Below are 18,892 nucleotides of genomic sequence, written 5' to 3'. Positions count from 1 at the left end.
CCCGATTTTTTTGGTTCAGGCGGAGCCCGCTTGTCGACGACCCGCCTGCCAGGTGGTGCCCATGGAGGCGGCGATGATGGCGGCTATCCCGAGCCACTGGGACGGGGGCAACTGCTCACCCAGCCATACCAGTCCCATCAAGGCTCCCATGGCCGGTTCACCGCTGGTGAGAATGCCGTAGCTCTTGAGGGGAAGGCGGCGCAGGACAAACATCTCGAGAGAGTAGGGGATGGCGCTCGAGAGCAGCCCCACCCCGATGATGGTGAGGATCACGGGGACGGTGAATGACGCCTCGATCGCACCCTCCAGCCCGAAGGGCAATACCAGCAGGGTGCCCACCCACATGCCCAGCGCCGGAGCCTGTGCGCCCAGCAAGGCTCCTGCCCGCTTTCCGGTGAGCATATAGAGCCCCCAGAAGAGGCCAGCCCCGAGAGCCAGTGCGGCCCCCAGGGGATCGATGGCCTGCTGTGTTGCCCGCAGGGGCAAGAGCAGCAGCAGCCCGGCGATGGCCAGTATCAGCCAGATGAAGTCTGCCCGGTGGCGTGAGGAGAGCAGGGCCACCGTCAGGGGGCCGATGAACTCGATGGCCAGGGCTACGCCGAGGGGAATGCGTGCGATGGCCAGATAGAAGAGCAGGTTCATGGCCCCAAGCGACAGGCCGTAGGGGATGGCGCCCAGCAGGGTGCGTCGGTCGAGGGGGGCACGCCAGATGCGAAACACCAGGGAGAGGAGGAGGGCGGCGCACCCCAGCCGGAACAGGGTCGTGCCTGCGGCTCCGAGCAGGGGAAACAGGGATTTGGCCAGGGAGGCGCCGAGGGTGATCGACAGCATGGCGAGCAGGACGGCCAGAAGAGAGGAGAGGGCATTGGGATTGGGTTGCATGGTATTGATACCGAGCAGGACGATGGGCAGTAAAATATATCTGGAGACTTGGGTAAAACCGGTCTAATACTGGCCTTGTGCGATAATTTTTATCAAATGAACCCCATGACCGACAAATTTGATCTGCTCATCCTCGCCGAGCTGCAACAGGATGCCCGTCTGCCCACGCCGGAGCTGGCCCACAGGGTCGGTCTTTCCGCCCCAGCCTGCTACCGCCGCGTCCGCGCCTTGCGGGAGTCCGGTCTCATCGAGCGGGAAGTGGCGCTGGTGGCACCGTCCACCATGGGCTGGCCCATCACCATGCTGGTGCTGGTGACCCTGGAGCGGGATCATGGCCGCATCGTCGATGAGATGATCGCCAGCCTGCAGCGGGAACCCGAGGTGATGGATCTCTGGTATGTGACGGGGGAGCAGGACTTCGTGCTGCAAGTGGCCGCCAGGGACATGCAAAGTTACGAGCAGTTCACCCGTCGGGTGCTCCATGCCAGGGACCAGGTGCGCAGTTTCAAGACTCTGGTGGTCATGGGACAGCACAAGCGTTGCGGCGCCTTGCTGCCCGGGTAAAGAGGGGGTTGCGCCGAAGCCTTGCCGGCATTGCGGGAGCGCCGTCAGGGAAAGGAACAGGGGCAGGTACGGCCTGCCCCTTCTGTGTCAGCCAGGTTCCCCGGGCGCCAGCTCCTCTGCCGTCATGGGGCGCAAGACCCGGCAGGGATTGCCGACCGCCACCACGCCTGCCGGAATGTCTCTGGTGACAACGGACCCCGCCCCGATGACGCTGTTGTCCCCTATGGTGACGCCCGGGCAGATGACGACGCTGCCCCCAATCCAGACGTTGTTGCCGATGCGCACCGGCTTGCCGAACTCGACCCCCTTGATGCGCGGCGCTACCGCCACCGGGTGGGTAGCGGTGTAGATCTGCACTCCGGGGGCCAGCAGCACGTTGTCGCCTATGTGTACCTCGCACACATCCAGGATGGTGCAGTTGAAATTGGCGTAGAAATTCTCGCCGACAAAGATGTTGGCACCATAGTCGCAGAAGAAGGGGGGCGTGATGAAACAGCGTTCTGCGCGGCCACCCAGCAGGCGGGTGAGGCGCTCATCCCAACCAGGGGCATCGGTTCGCTCCCGGTTCAGTTCTCCCAGCAGGGCGCGGCACTGCTCCCGCGCAGCCCGCAGTTCGGGGTCCCCTGCATCATAGGGCGCTCCCGCCACCATCTTCTGCCACTCGGGGCCACGCACGGCGGGCCGCTGCACTGTCGTTGCGTCAGTCATCATTGCTCCATCAGCCAGATCAGGGATTCGTAAGGGCGCAGCTTGCAGGATTGCGGGCGGGCCGGGCTATCCGGGTAGTTGCCAAGCAGCAGCTGCCCCTTGCCACCGGCCAGCTCGGCCGGCAGCTCGAAGGCCGCCGGCTTGCCATAGAAGTTGCTCACCACCAGCAGGGTCTGACCGTTGGCGCGGCGGACATAGGCCCAGATCTGCGGGTGCCCGGTCAGCAGCTCCTGATAATCCCCCTGAGTGAAGATGGGGTACGCCTTGCGAAGGGCGATGAGATCCCGATAGTGCCAGAACACCGAGTGCTGGTCGGCGAGCGCCGCCTCGGCATTGATCTCGGAATAGTTGGCGGCGGGCTTGAGCCAGGGCGTCCCGCTGGTGAAACCGGCGTTGGAGGCGGCGCTCCACTGCATCGGGGTGCGCGAGTTGTCCCGGGACTTGGCGCCGAGAATGGCGAGGATCTCGGCCTCGCTCATCCCTTCCGCCTGCTTGATGGCGAAGATGTTGCGGCTCTCCACATCCTGATAGTCATCGAGGCGCTGATAGCCGGGGTTGGTCATGCCGATCTCCTCCCCCTGATAGATGTAGGGGGTGCCTTGCAGGCCGTGCAGCGTGCTGGCCAGCATCTTGGCGGCCACTACCCGCTGTTCGCCCTCGTCACCGAAACGGGAGACGATGCGCGGCTGATCGTGGTTGCACCAGAAGAGCGCCGACCACCCCTTGCCATGCATACCGCTCTGCCAGTGGTTGAAGATGCGCTTGAGTTCGAGGAAATCGAACGGCGCCTTGGTCCACTTGTCGCCGCCCGGGTAATCCACCTTGAGGTGATGGAAGTTGAACACCATGGAGAGCTCGGAACCATCCAGCGCGCCATAGCGCTGGCAGTGTTCCAGGCTGGTGGAAGACATCTCGCCCACCGTCATGGCTCCCACGGGGGCGAAGACGTCGCGGCTCACATCCTGCAAAAATTCGTGGATGCGCGGCCCGTCGGTGTAGAAGCGGCGGCCATCCCCCACCTCGTCGTCAGGGAATGCCTGATCCTTGGAGATGAGGTTGATGACGTCGAGGCGGAAACCGTCCACCCCTTTCTTCGCCCAGAAATGGATGATCTTCTTCACCTCGGCGCGCACGGCCGGGTTCTCCCAGTTGAGATCCGCCTGCTCGCGGGCAAACAGGTGCAGGTAGTACTGGCCGGTGGCCGGGTCCAGCTCCCAGGCGCTGCCGCCAAACTTGGATTGCCAGTTGTTGGGCACGCCGCCGTCCACCGGATCTTTCCAGATGTAGTAGTCGCGATAGGGGCTGTGCTTGTCCCCCAGCGCCGACTTGAACCAGGCGTGCTCGGTGGAGGTGTGATTCACCACTATGTCCATCACGATGCGGATGCCGCGCGCATGGGCGGCGCCCAGCAGGGCCTCGAAGTCGGTCATGGTGCCGTAGGCGGGATCTATGTTGAGGTAATCGGCGATGTCGTAGCCGTTGTCCACCTGGGGGGAGACATAGACCGGGGTCAGCCAGAGGGCATCGACGCCGAGGGTCTTGAGATAGTCGAGGCGGGCCATGATCCCCTTGAGATCACCGGTGCCACGGGCGCCGGAATCCTGAAAGCTCTTGGGGTAGATCTGGTAAATCACGGCGCTTTGCCACCAGGGTGTCTGTGTCATGGTTGGTTCGCTCATTGGTTGAAACCGGATTAGTTGGAACAGGGCAACGATAAAGGGCGGAGCCAGGGCTCCGCCGAGGTTGTGTGGATCAGGCCGTGGCCAGATCCAGCTTGCCGGCAGCCTGCTGGCGCTTGTAGACCAGCAGGGTCAGCAGGGCGGGGACCACGATGGCCACCAGCATGGCGATGGCGTAGATGCCCCAGTATTGCGGCTGGATGGAGAGGATGCCCGGCAGGCCGCCCACCCCGATGCCGTTGGCCATCACACCGGCGAAGCCGCAGATGAGAGCCGCACAGCTTGAGCCCACCATGGCGCACAGCATGGGGAACTTGTACTTGAGGTTGATGCCGTACATGGCTGGCTCGGTCACCCCGAGATAGGCGGAGATGGCGGCCGGGACCGAGATCTCCCGCTCGTTCTCCTTGCGGCTGATCAGGATGATGCCGACGACCGCAGACGCCTGGGCGATGTTGGAGAGGGCGATCAGCGGCCAGATGGGGGTGCCGCCCATGCTCTGCATCAGTTGCAGGTCCACCGCGTTGGTGGTGTGGTGGATGCCGGTGATGACCAGGGGCGCATAGAGGAAGCCGAACAGGGCTGCGCCGATGGGGGCAAACGAACCCGTCATGGCCGCCTTGGCGGCAAAGCCGACGCCGTCACCAATCCAGCGGCCGAACGGACCGATCAGGGCGTGGGCCACGATCACCGCCAGCAGCAGGGAGATGAAGGGCACAATCACCAGGTAGAGATAGGCCGGGATGATGCGCTTGAGGCTGGTTTCCACCCAGGCGAGGAAGACACCCGCCAGCAGGGCCGGAATGACCTGGGCCTGATACCCTACCTTCTGGATGACGAAGAGGCCGAAGTCCCACACTTCCGGGGTCTGCTGGCCGATGCCATAGGCGTTCATCAGTTGCGGCGACACCAGCGTGATACCCAGCACGATGCCGAGGATCTCGGAGCCGCCCATCTTCTTCACCGCAGACCAGCAGACACCCACCGGCAGGAAGTGGAAGATGGCTTCACCCAGCAGCCAGAGGAAGGCGTGCACCTGGGCCCAGAACTGGCTGATCTCGGTGAGGGTGTGGGTGCCGTCGTCGAACATCTTGATGTCGCCGATGACGTTGCGAAAGCCCAGGATCAGACCACCGGTGATGATGGCGGGCAGCAGGGGGACGAAGATCTCGGCCAGGTGGGAGATGCCGCGCTCCAACGGGTTCATGTTGTGGCGGGCGGCCTGCTTGGCGGCCTCCTTGCTGCCGCCGCTCACGCCGATCTCCTGGGTGAGCGCCTTGTACCACTGATCCACCTCGTTGCCGATCACCACCTGGAACTGGCCGCCCTGGGTGAAGCTCCCCTTCACCGAAGGGATGGTCTCGATGGCCTTGGGATCGGCCTTGGCCGGATCGGCCAGCACGAACCTGAGCCGGGTCAGGCAGTGGCTGACAGTGGTGATGTTCTCTTTGCCGCCGATCCGCTCGATCAGCTGCGCCAGATGCTGTGTGTTGACTTTTGACATGAGCCTTCCCTCTGTGACTCCATGAATAATGGTCGTGTCTTTACCGGCTGGCCAAGGACCGCCCGTTTATTGGTATCGTTCCCAATCAGCATGAAGCCAGTGGCTGGTATCGGCAATGGGAACGTTCCCAATTCGTGGCGCTGGTCACAAAAAGCGCAAAACGCCGGGAATGGAGGAAAAGATAGACTACAGGGGCTGACAGGGGGCGATGGTCGCTCTGGGGGGCTGCCCCTCTTCAATCTGGTCGAGCAGCTGTCTGGCGGCCAGGATGCCGGCGTCCTTGTAGCCGAAATCCAGGCTGAGGGTGTTGGCAAAGAGGAAAGTCAGCATGGGATTGCTGCCAAGGCCGCTCACCAGGATGTCGGTGCGACCCTGCTCCTGCAGGTATTTGGCGGCGCCGATGGCCAGGGTGTCGCTGGCACAGACCATGGCCTGGGTGGTGGGGGTGAGCAGCTCGGCCGCGAGCCGATAGCCGCTTTGCAGACCGAGATCCCCGAGGGCGCTGCGGGGTGTGCGCCCCTGTTCCCGACAGTAGTCGAGGTAAGCCTGATGCCGACGCAGCCCAGTGGTGAGATCGCTGCGTTCCACCCCGAGATAGGCGACCTCGGTCAGGCCACGCTCCCCGAGGTGGGCGAGCACGGCGCGCACCGCCCCGTCATCGTCGAAGCAGACCGACGAGAAGCCGGGGCGCTCGCGGGCCATCAGCACCAGTTTCTCCCTGAGCGGCGCCATGGCGGCATAGTCCAGATCGTTGAAGGCAAACAGGATGATGCCGTCCACCCCGCGCCGCTCCAGCACCGCCAGGTGCTCGCTCACCTTGGCGGGGGAGAACTTGCTCTCCATCAGCACGGCGTCGTAGCCACGCTGGTAGAGGGTCTCCAGCATGCCGCGCACCGCCTGGTTCTCGGAGCTGGAGTCGAGGCGCGACACCACGATGCCGACCACCTGCTGGCTCTGGCTGCGCATGGCCCGCGCCGATTTGCTCGGGACGAAACCGTGTTGGGCGATCACCGATTCAACCCTGGCCCTGGTCTGGGCATTGACCTTGGGATCCTGATTGAGCACCCGGGAGACGGTCGACTTGCCGACCCCGCTGAGGCGAGCGATATCGAGGATGGTCAGTTTCTTTTCCATGGGGGATCCGTGACAGGGGAGGGCGACAACCGGGATGCAGACATTGTTGTGATTAACTCCTGTGAATACAAGCCCATGGCGTTAGAATGCCCTTTCCCAGGCGACTTTCTTCGCCGTTGCACAGGACGCGCATCATGGATCTGTTGGCAAGTCTGCACTTCTCTCTCTCCATCACGGGCCCCATCTGTCTGGTGCTGGTACTCGGCATCTGGCTCAAGCGGCTGGGTCTCTTGCCCGACAGCTTCGTCGAGTCCGCCTCCCGTCTGGTGTTCCAGGTCACCCTGCCAGCTCTCTTGTTTCTCAGCATGGTGCGCACCGATTTTTCCACCATGCCGAGCCCCTGGCTCATCCTCTACGGCCTGCTCGGCACCCTCGCCGGTTTCCTGGTGCTGGAGGTACTGGCGGCCCGTTTCATCAGCGAGCAGAAATTGCGGGGCATCTTCGTGCAGGGCAGCTTTCGCGGCAACATGGGGATCATGGGGCTGGCCTATGTGCAAAACGCCTACGGCCCGGAGGGGATAGGGGCCGCCGCCCTGCTGGTGGGCTCCATCACTGTGCTCTACAACGTGCTCGCGGTGATCACCCTGACCCGCAGCCTGGGGGGCGGAAAGGGGCTCGCCCCCATACTCAAGGGGATCGTCAAAAACCCCCTCATCATCGCCATTCTGGCGGCCCTGCCCTTCGGTCTGCTCGGCATCGAACTGCCCCAGCTGGTCATCAGCACGGGCAACTATTTCGCCAACATGACCCTGCCGCTGGCCCTGCTGTGCACCGGCGCCAGCCTCAACCTCAAGGCCCTGCGCGGCGGCGCCATGCTGACCGGCTGGGCCACGGTCAACCGGTTGTGCTGCATCCCCGTGCTGCTGGTGCTGGGGGCCTGGGCGCTCGGCTTCAGCCCTCAGGCCCTCGGCATCCTGTTTCTCATCAGCTCAACCCCCACCGCCGCCGCCAGCTATGTGATGACCCGCGCCATGGGCGGTGACAGCGCCCTCGCGGCCAACATCATCGCCACCACCACCCTGGGCTCGCTCGTCACCACCAGCCTGGGGGCCGCCCTGATGAACTACCTGGGACTGATGGGGTGATGGGGCGCCGCCATGATGCACGACCCGGGGTTGACGGGATCGGCATTCACCCTTGACCTTGCCGGAGGCGGCAGCTTTAGGCTGATGTCACATCGACAGAGGAGAGAGCCCATGACCATCGAACTCACCGTTACCGGCATGTCCTGCGGCGGTTGCGCTGCCAGCCTGCAAAAGGCCCTGCTGGCCCAGCCAGCAGTCCGCACCGCCACGGTCGACTTTGCCAGCCGCCAGGCCGTCATCGAGAGCGAGCTGAGCAAAGCCGAGTTGATCGCCCTGATCGAGGCGAGAGGCTTTCAGGTAGAGTGAATTATCACTTAATTGGTATAAATCAGACTAATATTCTGTTTACTTCTTTTTATTGGTGAGAGTGATCACTTAAATCCCGTTTAAAAAGAATAAAAATGCTGCAATTCCCTCATCCAAAAGGATTGCAGCATGACCCTTCCCATTCGCAAGACCCTGATCGCCGCCGTGCTCGGCCTGACCCTCTCCCCGATGGCCATGGCGCTGCCCAGCGTGCACATTCTGGCCACCGGGGGCACCATCGCCGGGGCGGGCCAGTCCGCCACCCAGTCCAACTACGAGGCCGGCAAGGTGGCCATCGAGACGCTGATCGCCGCCGTGCCCGAGATGAAAAACGTGGCCGACGTGCAGGGTGAGCAGGTGGTCAAGATCGGCTCCCAGGACATGAACGACGAGGTGTGGCTCACGCTCGCCAAGCGCGTCAACGCGCTGCTGGCCAGGGATGACGTGGACGGCATCGTCATCACCCACGGCACCGACACCATGGAGGAGACCGCCTACTTCCTCAATCTGACCGTCAAGAGCGACAAGCCGGTGGTGCTGGTGGGCGCCATGCGCCCCTCCACCGCCATGAGCGCCGACGGCCCGATGAACCTCTACAACGCTGTGGTGACTGCCTCCGACCCCGCCTCAAAGGGACGTGGCGTCATGGTGGCGATGAACGACACCGTGCTGGATGCCCGCGACGTCACCAAGACAAACACCACAGGAGTGCAGACCTTCGCCTCCCCCAACTTCGGCCCGCTCGGCTACATCCACAACGGCAAGATCGACTACCAGCGCAGCCCGGCCCGTCTGCATACCAGCAAGACCCCGTTCGACGTGAGCAAGCTCGACAAGTTGCCCCAGGTCGGCATCGTCTACAGCTACGCCAACGCCTCGGACCTGCCGGCCAAGGCCCTGGTGGATGCCAAGTTTGACGGCATCGTCAGCGCCGGGGTGGGCAACGGCAACCTCTACCACACCCTGTTCGACACCCTGGCCAAGGCGAGCAAGGACGGCATTCGCGTGGTGCGTTCCGCCCGCGTGCCGACCGGCTCTACCACCCTGGATGCGGAGATCGATGATGCCAAGTACGGCTTCGTCGCCGCCGAGACCCTCAACCCGCAGAAGGCGCGGGTGCTGCTGATGCTCGCCCTGACCCAGAGCAAGGATCCGGCCCAGATCCAGCGCTGGTTCCAGCAGTTCTGAGACCTCGGATCGGTCTGATTGACACTACCCCGTGAGATGAAGGGCAGGATGGGATCCTGCCCTTTCTTGTTGCGCCAGAGGCAGAGGCCGGCCCTCAGCTCATCATCAGCCAGCCGCAGAAACCCAGGTAAACCAGTCCCACCAGGGCGAGCCTGCCCGCCGTCATCCGCTCCCGACTGAACCCCCTCCACAGCAGCGCGACCGCCAGCAGCGTCACCAGGGAGGAGGCCATCATGGTGCTGTCCAGCAGCCAGGGGGTGAACAGCAGGCAGAACGCCTTGGGAATGGTGCCCTGGATCATCATGGCGCCGGAGATATTCGCCAGTGCCAGCCGGTGCTTGCCCTGCCGCACCCAGATGAGCACGTTCATCAGCTCGGGCATTTCGGTGGCCACCGGGCTCAGCAGCAGGGCGGCCACTACCGGCGAGAGGCCGAACAGCTCGCCCATGTTCTCCAGCTGGTGAACGAACAGCTGGGCCGCGAGCGCCACTACCACCAGGGCTCCCAGGGTCTGCGCCAGCACCTTGCCGAGCGCCGGGATCCTGGCGTGCGGATCCAGCTTGAGGGGGGAGGGCAATTCGGCATCGTGGCTGTCGGTCTGTTTCAGCTCACGTCGCACATAGAGGAGGTACATCAGCACGAACAGGGGGGCCAGCCAGGTTTTACCGGTGAAGGCCACCATGCCAAGCTGCACGGCCAACAGGAAGATGCCGGCAAACCAGGCCTGATCGCGGCCTATCTCCCGCTGCACCTCGCCACTGATGGCTCTGTGCTCCCGGCTCATGCACAGCAGCAGGGTCACGCCGACGGCAGCATAGCCTATGGTAGCCAGCACCAGCGGGCCGCCGAGGGCCGCACCTATGCCTATCTGCTGCTGGGCGGGGGCATCCCCCATCAGCAGGGCGGTCAGGGTGACGATGCATTCGGGCAGGGCCGTGCCGAGGGCGGCCAGCAGAGAACCGGTGGCGCTTTGGGACAGTTTGAAATGATGGCCGGTCCATTCGATGCCGTTGACGAAGTATCCGCAGGCCAGATAGATGGTGACGGCAGAGATCAGAAATAACAGCAGGGTGATCAGCATGATGAGTAACCGCCAGGCGAGCAGAACAACCGATGGACCCGATACGGCTCGCCCGGCTGGCGTGCATATCGAGGCCAAAGGTCTTGCAGGACGACAGGTGCTATCGCCGCCCATGCCATGGATCTGCGGATCCAAGAGTGTTGACATGGGCCCTGCCCGGATTTCGGGCGGGTTGCTACTCCCCAGTGACAGTGCGGGCTTTTTACCAAGTGGCTCGGTGAGGCGCAAGGCCAACAGGAGATGATCCGCGCGACAAGTTGTAAAAGGATGTGACAACCCCCTCGACTCTCCCGTCCGGGATCCTGATCTTTTTACGGGGATCCTTGTGCTGGCACAGCGATTGCTACGAGTTGGCTACTGTCCACATTGACTTGGGAAGGGTGAACGATGAAACGGTGGATCCAACATTTTTACCAGCTTAATCGCCTCAACTGGCTGATGGTCTGGCTGCTGCTCTGCTGCAGCATCATCCTGCTGTTTCCGGCCGGATTGATGAAAGGTGCCGTGAGCCAGTGGGCCACGGCTCATGCGGCCTGGCTTGGGGTCGGCATGTTGATCGCCATCTCCTATTTCTGCAGTCAGGGCTTCCTGATCGCCTGGGAGTGGGCCTGTGACGAGTGGCAGTCCCGCCGCCAGCAGGATCAACTGGCCCAGATGATTGGCTTCCTCGACTTCAACGAGAAGGCGGTGCTGCGGGAGTTCGTACTGCAACGGAAAAGCGTCATAAACCTGCCGATCACCGAACCCGCCGTCAAAAACCTGATGGATGCCGGCGTGCTCACCTACGCCTACGGCAAGCCGGCGCGAGAGAAGGAGGACGAGAACCAGATCCGCGCCCTGATGATCGCCCTGCCGGCTCGCCCTCTGCTGACCTACAAGGTTCTGGGGCTGTCGCGGGGCAAGATGAGCGACGAGCAGGTGGAGCAGATCATGAATGCCAGGCCCAAATTCGCGCAGAAAAGCCTCCAGCGCTGACCTTCTCCACCCATGAAAGAAAAGAGCCGGACATCTGTTCCGGCTCTTTGCTGTCTGGCGTTGCTTATTCGGTTCTGGCCTTGAGGTAGCCGGCGTAGTCGGGCACCTGGACGCTGAATGCCTGCTGCATGTGCGGGCTGTCCATGATGAAGTCCGCCGTCGCCTCGTTGGTAGCGACCGGGATGTTCCAGACGGCCGCGAGGCGCAGCAAGGCCTTGACGTCAGGATCGTGGGCGGCGGGATTGAGGGGATCCCAGAAGAAGATCATCACGTCTATCTTCCCTTCGGCGATGAGGGCGCCGAGTTGCTGATCCCCTCCCATGGGGCCGGAGAAGAGGCAGGTAATGGGCAGCTGTGCCTTCTTGCCGAGCAGGGTGCCCGTGGTGCCGGTCGCATAGAGATGGTGGAGCTTGAGCTCCTCCTTGCGGCGCAGCACCCAGTTCAGCAGAGGGGCTTTCATGTTGTCGTGAGCCACCAGGGCAACCCGTTTGTGGGGCGCCATCTCGCGTGCAATCAGTTCCATGGAGGTCATCCGTAGCAAAATGATGGGAATGGGGTCGTATCCTAATCGAAAGCGGCGCCTGCCGCTGCCCCATGCATCGTAACTGTGATCCCTGAGGTGGTTCAATCCGGCGCCTGCCATCCTGACAGCCTTTGGCCTGCCTTGTCAGCAACCTAGTCGGCTACCGTATCGTTGGGCAAGATCTCTGCCGCTGTCGCCATGAAAAAACCCGCCTGGGCGGGTTGGGATTGTCTCTTGATGTCATCGCGATTCAGGATGACTCGGCGTGGAGCTGGGATTGCTGGTAGTTTTCCAGACCGATACGGGCGATGAGATCGAGCTGGGTTTCCAGCCAGTCCACATGCTCCTCTTCATCTTCCAGGATCTCCTGGAACAGGTCGCGGCTGACGTAGTCCTGCACGGACTCGGCATAGGTGATGGCGACTTTCAGGTCGGGGATGGCGTCCATCTCCAGAGACAAGTCACAGCGCAGCATCTCTTCCACCGTCTCACCGATGCGCAGCTTGCCCAGATCCTGCAAGTTGGGCAGCCCTTCCAGAAACAGCACCCGCTTGACCAGCTCGTCGGCATGTTTCATCTCATCGATGGATTCGTGATACTCCTTGTGCCCCAGCCCCTTGAGGCCCCAGTCATCATAGATGCGGGCATGCAGGAAGTATTGGTTGATGGCAACCAGCTCATTGGCCAGCACCTTGTTGAGGTGGGCAATGATTTTGGGATCTCCTTTCATCGACATTACTCCTCGTGTTCGAGCCTAGGCAACGATCACTAGAGCTTAGTCCAGAAACATGACCATAACGTGATGGGGAAAGTCGTCCCCTGGAGGGCAGAAGGAGAGATGAAGACGAGAAGTCGGCGGTTTTACGCCACTTCGTAATAGAGCGGTGCCTGCTCTGACTCCATCTTGTCGATTTCGGTAGCGATGATCTCCATCGCCATGCGCACACATTTACCACATTGAGTACCGACTTCCAGCGACTGTTTCAACTGTCGGAATTCAGTCTTGCCTGCCTGTACCGCCTTGCGGATCTGGTTATCTGTGATGCCGCGGCACAAACACACGTACATAATCTGGACCTCATGCTGGAATGAGATGAAATCTAAATGAGAATGGTTCGTAGTGCAAAGAACGAATGGTAATAAGATCCCGAGCTTGCCAGTGATTCCACCCTTGGGGAGAATGCCTTCATCAGAGAGGATGCGAACATGTTCAAAAGACTATTCAATGCCCTGTTCAAGGGAGAGATCGCCCAGAGCCCCGAGGTTGAGCCCATCGAATACATGGGCTATCTCATCTATCCCGAGCCCATGGCGGAAGGGGGGCAATACAGGTTGGCAGGTCGCATCACCAGGGAGATCGACGGGCAATTACAGACCCATCGCTTCATCCGCTCCGATCTCTTTGCCAATCCGGCGGATGCCGAGCGCTTCATGGTGCAAAAGGCCCATACCTTCATCGACCAGATGGGGGAGCGCATGTTTGAACCCCGCGTGAAGCCAGACGCCAGCCCAGCTCCATGATGTCAGCTGAGCTGCTCGCCTTGCGCCACGCTATCGCTCATGCCGGCGAGCGGCGTCTGATCTGGCTGGAAGGGGAGGAGGATGACTGCATCGTTCGTGCCGAATCCTTGCTGTGGGGGGCCGTGTTCTGGCTGGGGCAGGGTCCTGAGCGTCATGCTCCGCAGCCTGCCGCCAAGGCGCTTCAACGGCTCGGTCAGGAGTGTGACACCCTGGTATTCAATGCCTTCAGCGGTTTTCACCCCGATGCATTCGGTGCCTTGGCGGGGACATTGAGGGCTGGGGGGCTCTTGCTTCTGCTGACCCCGCCGCGTGAGGCATGGCCGACCTACCCAGACCCTGATCGTCAGAGGCTGGTCGCCCAGCCAGAGGAGGCCGATCGTGCCGGGCAGGGGTTCATCTCCCGTCTGGTACGGTTGCTGGAAGAAGATCCAGCGCGAGATCTGACGCCTGCCTCTTGTGATATGACCTGGCAGCCTCTCGACGGAGACCGGCCGCTGAGCGCGGATCAGGCCCGTGCGCTGCCCGCCATCCACAACGTGTTGCACGGCCATCGCCGTCGCCCCCTGGTGCTGAGCGCCGATCGCGGTCGTGGCAAGAGCGCCGTGCTGGGGCTGGCGAGCGCCGACTTGCTGAGTCGGGATCCGGCCTTGAGGATAGCGGTGACGGCCCCTTCCCACGCCACAGTGGCGACACTTTTTGCCCATGCAGAGCGCGCGCTGGCAGAGATGCCTGAGCGGCTGGCCGGTCTGAGCTATGTGTCCCCTGATCGGGTGGCTCAAGGAGACGTGCTGGCGGATCTGCTGCTGGTAGATGAGGCCGCCGCCATCCCGACCCCACTGCTGGAGGTCATGCTGGCCCGCCACAGTCGCATTGTCTTCGCTACAACGGAGCACGGCTATGAGGGGACGGGGCGCGGCTTTCATCTGCGCTTCAAGCGGATACTCGATGAGCAAACCCCGGATTGGCAGGAGCTGCGCCTGGTGGAGCCCATTCGCTGGAGCCTGAGCGATCCGCTGGAGCCTCTGATCTTCCGGCTCCTTGGTCTGAATGCCGACATATCGGCACCTCATCCCCCGACATCACCGAGCTGGCGCCTGGTCGGACAAGATGACCTGGCCCGTGATGACGCGCTGCTCAATCGGGTGTTCGGCCTGCTCGTTCTGGCTCACTACCAGACCAGCCCCAGTGATCTGCGGTATTTGCTGGAGGGGCCGGATCTCGACATTCATCTGATGGAGCAGGGACAGGAGTTGCTCGGGGTGGCGCTGGTCGCGCGGGAGGGCAAGATACCTCCTGATCTGGCGCACGCGATCTGGGCCGGACGAAGGCGCCCTCGTGGACATCTGTTGCCCCAGTCGCTGCTGGCCCACGCCGGTTTCGTGACGGCGGGAGAGCGCTCTTATGCCAGGGTGATGCGCATCGCCATCCATCCTGCCCTTCATCGTCTCGGGCTGGGGTCCTGGTTGCTGGACAAGCTGGTTTCACATTATCGGGCATTAGGGGTCGATTATCTGGGATCTGCCTTCTCCGCCAGTCCAGATCTGCTGCCATTCTGGCTCAAGGCGGGATTGAAGGTGCTGCGTCTTGGTCTGCAGCGCGATGCGGCCAGCGGCAGTCATGCAGCTTTGCTGCTGATGCCGTTGCAATCGGAATATCACGCCGAGCTGGCGCAATGGCGACAGCGTTTCATGAGCCAGTTGCCGGCCCTGCTGGCGGGTGAGCTCAAGAGGCTGGATACCGAACTGGTCTGGCTATCCCTCAGGGGCGGACCTGTCACTCATGTGCCGGATCTGGATGAATTCGAGCATCGGGAACTCGATTGCTTTGCCCACCATCACAAGCCATTCGAATTGTGCCAGGCGACACTGCAACGCTGGCTGCTCCGGCAAGTGATGATGCTGGATGCGTTGAGTCAGGACGAACGACGGTTGCTGATCGCCACCATCTGGCAATATGCGCCCTGGTCAGAGCTGGCTGCCCGACAGGGTGTCGCGGGCAAACCCGCCCTGATAAAAGCATTGCGCTCCCTGCTGGCCAGACTGCTGGCTCAGCAAGCACCAGCGGGCTGACACCCGCCTCTGGCACGGCAGAAAACCGCGGAGCCCGGGAGGAACCCATGGCCCCTCCCGGGTTCTGCACATCGATTCGACTCACCATGGCTGAAGCTCTCCCCGTTCAAGACGTGGCCACCCCGGGACCCGTTTCTCCCTCTTCCCTGCTCGCGTTTTGCCTATTGCCACTGCTCTGATGAGCCTGGTCAGGGCTGTCTGCATTTTGGTTTTTTCTGAATATGGACTAATACTTGAATGTGAAATGAATTTTAATAAATGCATTATTTTCAGATGGTTAGCTTTTGGTGTATGGAATGCAGGCCATCTTCTCCAACGTGCACAGGGAGTGCAATGTGAGAAACGATGCAGCTCAGGCAGGTGCCGGAATGATGATGTGGTTCATCAGCAGCAGCGCCTTTGCCAATGAGATCCGGTTCAACATGACGCGCGGGGCGACCGCCATCAGCCAGCAGGTCTATGACCTGCACATGACGATTTTCTATATCTGTTGCGTCATCGGTCTGCTCGTCTTCGGCATCATGTTCTGGTCCATCGTGCACCATCGAAAATCGCGCGGTGCCAAAGCCGCCCAGTTTCACGAAAGCACTCGCATCGAGTTGCTGTGGACGGCCATCCCCGTGTTGATACTGATCGCGATGGCGGCACCGGCAACCTCGACCCTGTTGAAGATGGAAGATACCTCCAAGGCCGATCTCACCGTCCTCGTCACGGGCTCGCAATGGAAATGGCATTACAAATACCTCGAGTATCCGGTGGCGTTTTATTCCCTGCTGGCGACCAGCAAACAGCAGATCTCGGGCGATGCCCCCAAGGGCGGCAATTATCTGCTGGAGGTGGATAACCCTCTGGTGTTGCCGGTCGGCAAGAAGATCCGTTTCCTGATGACCTCGGACGATGTCATCCACTCCTGGTGGGTTCCCGCCTTCGCCGTGAAAAAAGATGCCAATCCTGGCTACATCAACGAATCCTGGACGCGGATCGACAAGCCGGGCACCTATCGTGGGCAGTGCGCCGAGCTGTGCGGAAAGGATCACGGTTTCATGCCCGTGGTTGTGGTGGCCAAATCCGCAGAGGAGTTCGAGGCGTGGATTGCCAGGAAGGGAGACGAGCAGGCAACCGCCAAGTCACAGCAACAGGCGCAGGCAGCGGAGACCATGACGTTGCCACAAGCCATGGCGCTGGGGGAGAAAGTCTATCTGGGCCACTGTGCGGCCTGTCATCAGCCCGCGGGTACCGGATTGCCCGGCATCTTCCCGGCGCTCAATGGCAGCAAGGTGACCACACAGGCTGAGCATCGTGCCCAGCATCTGGATACGGTGTTGCACGGCCGGAGTGGTACGGCGATGCAACCTTTTGGCAAACAGTTGACGGCGCAGGAACTGGCCGCCGTCATCACCTATGAACGCAATGCCTGGGATAACAAGACCGGTGACCTTGTGCAGCCAGCCGAGGTGCAGTCCCTTCTCAACCCGGCCAATCCGGACAAGGACAAGTGAGGCGTCGGCATGAGTGATGGAATCACGGATACCCCGCACAGCGAACATGTCCACCAGCCAGCGGCCGGTCTGAGGCGCTGGCTCTACACCACCAATCACAAGGACATCGGTACCCTCTATCTGTGCTTTGCCCTCACCATGTTCTTTACTGGTGGCGCCATGGCCATGGTGATCCGGGCAGAACTGTTCCAGCCCGGACTGCAACTGGTGGAACCCCTGTTTTTCAACCAGATGACCACAGTACACGGCCTCATCATGGTCTTTGGTGCCGTCATGCCCGCCTTCACCGGCCTCGCCAACTGGCTGATCCCCATCATGATTGGGGCCCCTGACATGGCACTGCCCCGCATGAACAACTGGAGCTTCTGGATCCTGCCGTTTGCTTTCCTCATCCTCCTGTCGAGCCTGTTTATGGAGGGAGGCGGCCCCAGTTCTGGCTGGACCTTCTATGCCCCCCTGTCTACCCAGTACAGCGGCAACAGCACGGCCCTGTTTGTCTTTGCCATTCACATCATGGGGATCTCCTCCATCATGGGGGCCATCAACGTCATCGTGACCATCTTCAACCTGCGGGCGCCGGGCATGGGCTGGATGGAGATGCCGCTGTTTGTCTGGACCTGGCTCATCACGGCGTTTCTGCTCATCGCTGTCATGCCGGTGCTGGCGGCTGCGGTGACCATGGTGCTGACGGACAAGTATTTCGGGACCAGTTTCTTCGATGCGGCCGGTGGGGGGGATCCTGTCCTGTTTCAGCACATTTTCTGGTTCTTCGGGCACCCGGAAGTCTACATCATGATATTGCCGGCTTTCGGCATCGTCTCCAGCATCATTCCGACCTTCTCCCGCAAGAAGCTGTTCGGTTATCGCTCCATGGTCTATGCCACCAGCAGCATCGCCTTGCTCTCCTTCATGGTCTGGGCTCACCACATGTTCACCACCGGATTGCCCGTGGTGGCGGAGCTGTTCTTCATGTACACCACCATGCTGATCGCGGTGCCGACAGGGGTAAAGGTATTCAACTGGCTTGCCACCATGTGGCGTGGTTCTCTGACATTCGAGACCCCCATGCTGTTTGCCATCGCCTTCATCACCCTGTTCACCATTGGCGGTTTCTCCGGGCTGATGCTGGCCATGACGCCGGCTGATTTTCAGTATCACGACACCTATTTCGTAGTGGCCCATTTCCACTATGTGCTGGTGACCGGTGCCGTCTTCTCGATCCTGGCTGCGGCCTACTACTGGTTGCCGAAATGGACGGGACACATGTATGACGAGCGGCTCGGCCAATGGCATTTCTGGTGTTCGCTCGTCTCGGTCAATGTGCTGTTTTTCCCCATGCATTTTGTCGGGCTGGCGGGCATGCCTCGCCGCATTCCCGATTACGCCCTGCAATTTGCCGACTTCAACATGCTGATCAGCTTGGGGGGGGTTGCCTTCGGCCTGTCCCAACTGCTGTTTGTCTGGGGCGTGGTCAAATGCATCAGAGGCGGAGCCAAGGCGAGCGATCGGGTATGGGAGGGGGCCGAGGGGCTGGAATGGACGCTCTCTTCTCCCCCTCCTTATCACAGTTTCCAGACTCCGCCGGATGTCCGGTCGGAAGAGCGTTAGGGAGGTCATATGACCCAGGTCAGTCATGCCCCCTTGCTCAGAAAACTGGCTCTGGTCGTGCTCGTCATGTTTGGTTTTGCCTTTGCGCTGGTGCCGCTTTATGACGTCTTCTGCCGGATCACCGGCCTCAATGGCAAGACGTCTGATCAAGCGGCCAGTACGGAGCGGGCGGTGATCGACAGCAAGCGGAGCATCCAGATCGAGTTTCTTGCTCATGCGGATACCCGGATGCCGTGGGAGTTCAGTGGTGAAACGGCTCGGCTGTCGGTGCGGCCGGGGGAGGTGAAAATGGTCAACTTTCGGGTGTTCAATCCCACGGAGCGGGCCATGGTGGGTCAGGCGGTCCCGTCGGTCTCTCCCGGTCCCGCCGCAGCCTATCTGAAGAAAGTGGAGTGTTTCTGCTTCAATCGCCAGGAGCTGAGGGCAGGGCAGAGCAAGCTGATGCCGCTCAAGTTCTATATCGATCCGGCACTACCGGACAGCATCAATACCATCACGCTTTCCTACTCGCTCTATGACATCACGGAGTCCGTACCTGCACCGGCACTCGCACAGAGGAAATGACC

Annotated in this window: 19 protein-coding genes and 1 riboswitch; of the genes, 10 read left to right on the top strand and 9 right to left on the bottom strand. The window is 61.5% G+C overall.

The features are described 5' to 3' along the window. Positions 1 to 15: 15 nt before the first annotated feature. Complete coding sequence (locus tag PG879_RS03770; protein ID WP_270829774.1) at positions 16 to 882, bottom strand: EamA family transporter; 867 nt, start codon at positions 880 to 882, stop codon at positions 16 to 18. A gap of 105 nt (positions 883 to 987) precedes the next feature. On the opposite strand from PG879_RS03770, the gene PG879_RS03765 reads away from it, so the two are divergent. Then, positions 988 to 1,446: an Lrp/AsnC family transcriptional regulator gene (locus PG879_RS03765; RefSeq protein ID WP_039039724.1), complete on the top strand. Its 459-nt coding sequence runs from the start codon at positions 988 to 990 to the stop codon at positions 1,444 to 1,446. An 87-nt stretch (positions 1,447 to 1,533) separates the two neighbouring features. Here PG879_RS03765 and PG879_RS03760 read toward each other — a convergent pair whose 3' ends face one another. The 4 genes from PG879_RS03760 to treR form a co-directional block, all read right to left on the bottom strand. Then, positions 1,534 to 2,154: a sugar O-acetyltransferase gene (locus tag PG879_RS03760; RefSeq protein ID WP_029314833.1), complete on the bottom strand. Its 621-nt coding sequence runs from the start codon at positions 2,152 to 2,154 to the stop codon at positions 1,534 to 1,536. Next, entirely contained in the window at positions 2,154 to 3,818 is a 1,665-nt protein-coding gene (gene treC / locus PG879_RS03755; RefSeq protein WP_270829773.1) for an alpha,alpha-phosphotrehalase, read from the bottom strand. Before treC ends, PG879_RS03760 begins: the two co-directional genes overlap by 1 nt. Positions 3,819 to 3,906: 88 nt before the next feature. Continuing rightward, the gene (gene treB / locus PG879_RS03750; protein ID WP_039039721.1) at positions 3,907 to 5,337 is read right to left on the bottom strand and encodes a PTS trehalose transporter subunit IIBC; all 1,431 of its coding nucleotides are present in this window, start codon (positions 5,335 to 5,337) and stop codon (positions 3,907 to 3,909) included. A gap of 186 nt (positions 5,338 to 5,523) precedes the next feature. Further along, positions 5,524 to 6,471 (bottom strand): trehalose operon repressor TreR, encoded by a 948-nt coding sequence (treR, locus tag PG879_RS03745; protein ID WP_041211765.1) that lies wholly within the window; start codon positions 6,469 to 6,471, stop codon positions 5,524 to 5,526. Positions 6,472 to 6,605: 134 nt separating this feature from the next. Here treR and PG879_RS03740 point away from each other — a divergent pair, with 134 nt between their 5' ends. From PG879_RS03740 to ansB, 3 genes are all read left to right on the top strand, one after another. Continuing rightward, positions 6,606 to 7,556: an AEC family transporter gene (locus PG879_RS03740; protein WP_270829772.1), complete on the top strand. Its 951-nt coding sequence runs from the start codon at positions 6,606 to 6,608 to the stop codon at positions 7,554 to 7,556. 111 nt (positions 7,557 to 7,667) lie between these two features. Beyond that, positions 7,668 to 7,862: a heavy-metal-associated domain-containing protein gene (locus PG879_RS03735; protein WP_042015137.1), complete on the top strand. Its 195-nt coding sequence runs from the start codon at positions 7,668 to 7,670 to the stop codon at positions 7,860 to 7,862. 129 nt (positions 7,863 to 7,991) lie between these two features. Continuing rightward, on the top strand, positions 7,992 to 9,050 hold the full coding sequence (gene ansB, locus PG879_RS03730) for an L-asparaginase 2 (protein WP_010675782.1): 1,059 nt from the start codon (positions 7,992 to 7,994) through the stop codon (positions 9,048 to 9,050). A 94-nt stretch (positions 9,051 to 9,144) separates the two neighbouring features. Here ansB and PG879_RS03725 read toward each other — a convergent pair whose 3' ends face one another. Then, positions 9,145 to 10,131 carry a sodium:calcium antiporter gene (locus tag PG879_RS03725; protein WP_270829771.1) on the bottom strand — a complete coding sequence of 329 codons (987 nt, stop codon included), beginning with the start codon at positions 10,129 to 10,131 and terminating at the stop codon, positions 9,145 to 9,147. Positions 10,132 to 10,219: 88 nt separating this feature from the next. Further along, positions 10,220 to 10,327: riboswitch (yybP-ykoY riboswitch) on the bottom strand. Positions 10,328 to 10,518: 191 nt separating this feature from the next. Here PG879_RS03725 and PG879_RS03720 point away from each other — a divergent pair. Continuing rightward, positions 10,519 to 11,106, top strand: coding sequence for a superinfection exclusion B family protein (locus tag PG879_RS03720; RefSeq protein WP_041213974.1), 588 nt, complete (start codon positions 10,519 to 10,521; stop codon positions 11,104 to 11,106). A 64-nt stretch (positions 11,107 to 11,170) separates the two neighbouring features. On the opposite strand, the gene PG879_RS03715 is transcribed toward PG879_RS03720, so the two are convergent. From PG879_RS03715 to PG879_RS03705, 3 genes are all read right to left on the bottom strand, one after another. Beyond that, positions 11,171 to 11,629 (bottom strand): methylglyoxal synthase, encoded by a 459-nt coding sequence (locus tag PG879_RS03715; RefSeq protein ID WP_041211864.1) that lies wholly within the window; start codon positions 11,627 to 11,629, stop codon positions 11,171 to 11,173. 250 nt (positions 11,630 to 11,879) lie between these two features. Then, positions 11,880 to 12,359 (bottom strand): bacterioferritin, encoded by a 480-nt coding sequence (gene bfr / locus PG879_RS03710; protein WP_010675778.1) that lies wholly within the window; start codon positions 12,357 to 12,359, stop codon positions 11,880 to 11,882. Positions 12,360 to 12,490: 131 nt separating this feature from the next. Further along, a complete protein-coding gene (locus tag PG879_RS03705) occupies positions 12,491 to 12,697 on the bottom strand; it encodes a bacterioferritin-associated ferredoxin (protein ID WP_039039715.1) in 207 nt (68 codons plus the stop codon). 138 nt (positions 12,698 to 12,835) lie between these two features. Between PG879_RS03705 and PG879_RS03700 the strand changes: the two genes are divergently transcribed. The 5 genes from PG879_RS03700 to PG879_RS03680 all read left to right on the top strand — a co-directional run bounded on the left by PG879_RS03700 (position 12,836) and on the right by PG879_RS03680 (position 18,890). Further along, positions 12,836 to 13,150 carry an HlyU family transcriptional regulator gene (locus tag PG879_RS03700; protein WP_048208524.1) on the top strand — a complete coding sequence of 105 codons (315 nt, stop codon included), beginning with the start codon at positions 12,836 to 12,838 and terminating at the stop codon, positions 13,148 to 13,150. Further along, entirely contained in the window at positions 13,147 to 15,219 is a 2,073-nt protein-coding gene (locus PG879_RS03695; protein ID WP_270829770.1) for a tRNA(Met) cytidine acetyltransferase TmcA, read from the top strand. Before PG879_RS03700 ends, PG879_RS03695 begins: the two co-directional genes overlap by 4 nt. Before the next feature lie 368 nt (positions 15,220 to 15,587). After that, complete coding sequence (coxB, locus tag PG879_RS03690; protein WP_270829769.1) at positions 15,588 to 16,718, top strand: cytochrome c oxidase subunit II; 1,131 nt, start codon at positions 15,588 to 15,590, stop codon at positions 16,716 to 16,718. 9 nt (positions 16,719 to 16,727) lie between these two features. Next, on the top strand, positions 16,728 to 18,326 hold the full coding sequence (ctaD, locus tag PG879_RS03685) for a cytochrome c oxidase subunit I (RefSeq protein WP_270829768.1): 1,599 nt from the start codon (positions 16,728 to 16,730) through the stop codon (positions 18,324 to 18,326). 9 nt (positions 18,327 to 18,335) lie between these two features. Continuing rightward, a complete protein-coding gene (locus PG879_RS03680) occupies positions 18,336 to 18,890 on the top strand; it encodes a cytochrome c oxidase assembly protein (RefSeq protein WP_045522117.1) in 555 nt (184 codons plus the stop codon). Positions 18,891 to 18,892: the final 2 nt, after the last annotated feature.

Origin of the sequence: Aeromonas sp. QDB63 (assembly GCF_027707425.1) — a bacterium.
Lineage (GTDB): Bacteria > Pseudomonadota > Gammaproteobacteria > Enterobacterales > Aeromonadaceae > Aeromonas > Aeromonas caviae.
Note: the sequence above shows the minus strand (reverse complement) of the source record. Positions and strands in the feature narration are given on the sequence as shown.

Excerpts from the sequence above, each read along its gene's own strand:
- treB (WP_039039721.1), bottom strand. The coding sequence starts at position 5,337 with ATGTCAAAAGTCAACACACAGCATCTGGCGCAGCTGATCGAGCGGATC.
- PG879_RS03740 (WP_270829772.1), top strand. The coding sequence starts at position 6,606 with ATGGATCTGTTGGCAAGTCTGCACTTCTCTCTCTCCATCACGGGCCCC.
- PG879_RS03765 (WP_039039724.1), top strand. The coding sequence starts at position 988 with ATGACCGACAAATTTGATCTGCTCATCCTCGCCGAGCTGCAACAGGAT.
- PG879_RS03700 (WP_048208524.1), top strand. The coding sequence starts at position 12,836 with ATGTTCAAAAGACTATTCAATGCCCTGTTCAAGGGAGAGATCGCCCAG.
- treR (WP_041211765.1), bottom strand. The coding sequence starts at position 6,471 with ATGGAAAAGAAACTGACCATCCTCGATATCGCTCGCCTCAGCGGGGTC.
- PG879_RS03695 (WP_270829770.1), top strand. The coding sequence starts at position 13,147 with ATGATGTCAGCTGAGCTGCTCGCCTTGCGCCACGCTATCGCTCATGCC.
- PG879_RS03705 (WP_039039715.1), bottom strand. The coding sequence starts at position 12,697 with ATGTACGTGTGTTTGTGCCGCGGCATCACAGATAACCAGATCCGCAAG.
- PG879_RS03770 (WP_270829774.1), bottom strand. The coding sequence starts at position 882 with ATGCAACCCAATCCCAATGCCCTCTCCTCTCTTCTGGCCGTCCTGCTC.
- PG879_RS03720 (WP_041213974.1), top strand. The coding sequence starts at position 10,519 with ATGAAACGGTGGATCCAACATTTTTACCAGCTTAATCGCCTCAACTGG.
- PG879_RS03680 (WP_045522117.1), top strand. The coding sequence starts at position 18,336 with ATGACCCAGGTCAGTCATGCCCCCTTGCTCAGAAAACTGGCTCTGGTC.
- coxB (WP_270829769.1), top strand. The coding sequence starts at position 15,588 with ATGATGATGTGGTTCATCAGCAGCAGCGCCTTTGCCAATGAGATCCGG.
- PG879_RS03725 (WP_270829771.1), bottom strand. The coding sequence starts at position 10,131 with ATGCTGATCACCCTGCTGTTATTTCTGATCTCTGCCGTCACCATCTAT.
- PG879_RS03715 (WP_041211864.1), bottom strand. The coding sequence starts at position 11,629 with ATGGAACTGATTGCACGCGAGATGGCGCCCCACAAACGGGTTGCCCTG.
- treC (WP_270829773.1), bottom strand. The coding sequence starts at position 3,818 with ATGACACAGACACCCTGGTGGCAAAGCGCCGTGATTTACCAGATCTAC.
- PG879_RS03760 (WP_029314833.1), bottom strand. The coding sequence starts at position 2,154 with ATGACTGACGCAACGACAGTGCAGCGGCCCGCCGTGCGTGGCCCCGAG.
- PG879_RS03735 (WP_042015137.1), top strand. The coding sequence starts at position 7,668 with ATGACCATCGAACTCACCGTTACCGGCATGTCCTGCGGCGGTTGCGCT.
- ansB (WP_010675782.1), top strand. The coding sequence starts at position 7,992 with ATGACCCTTCCCATTCGCAAGACCCTGATCGCCGCCGTGCTCGGCCTG.
- bfr (WP_010675778.1), bottom strand. The coding sequence starts at position 12,359 with ATGAAAGGAGATCCCAAAATCATTGCCCACCTCAACAAGGTGCTGGCC.
- ctaD (WP_270829768.1), top strand. The coding sequence starts at position 16,728 with ATGAGTGATGGAATCACGGATACCCCGCACAGCGAACATGTCCACCAG.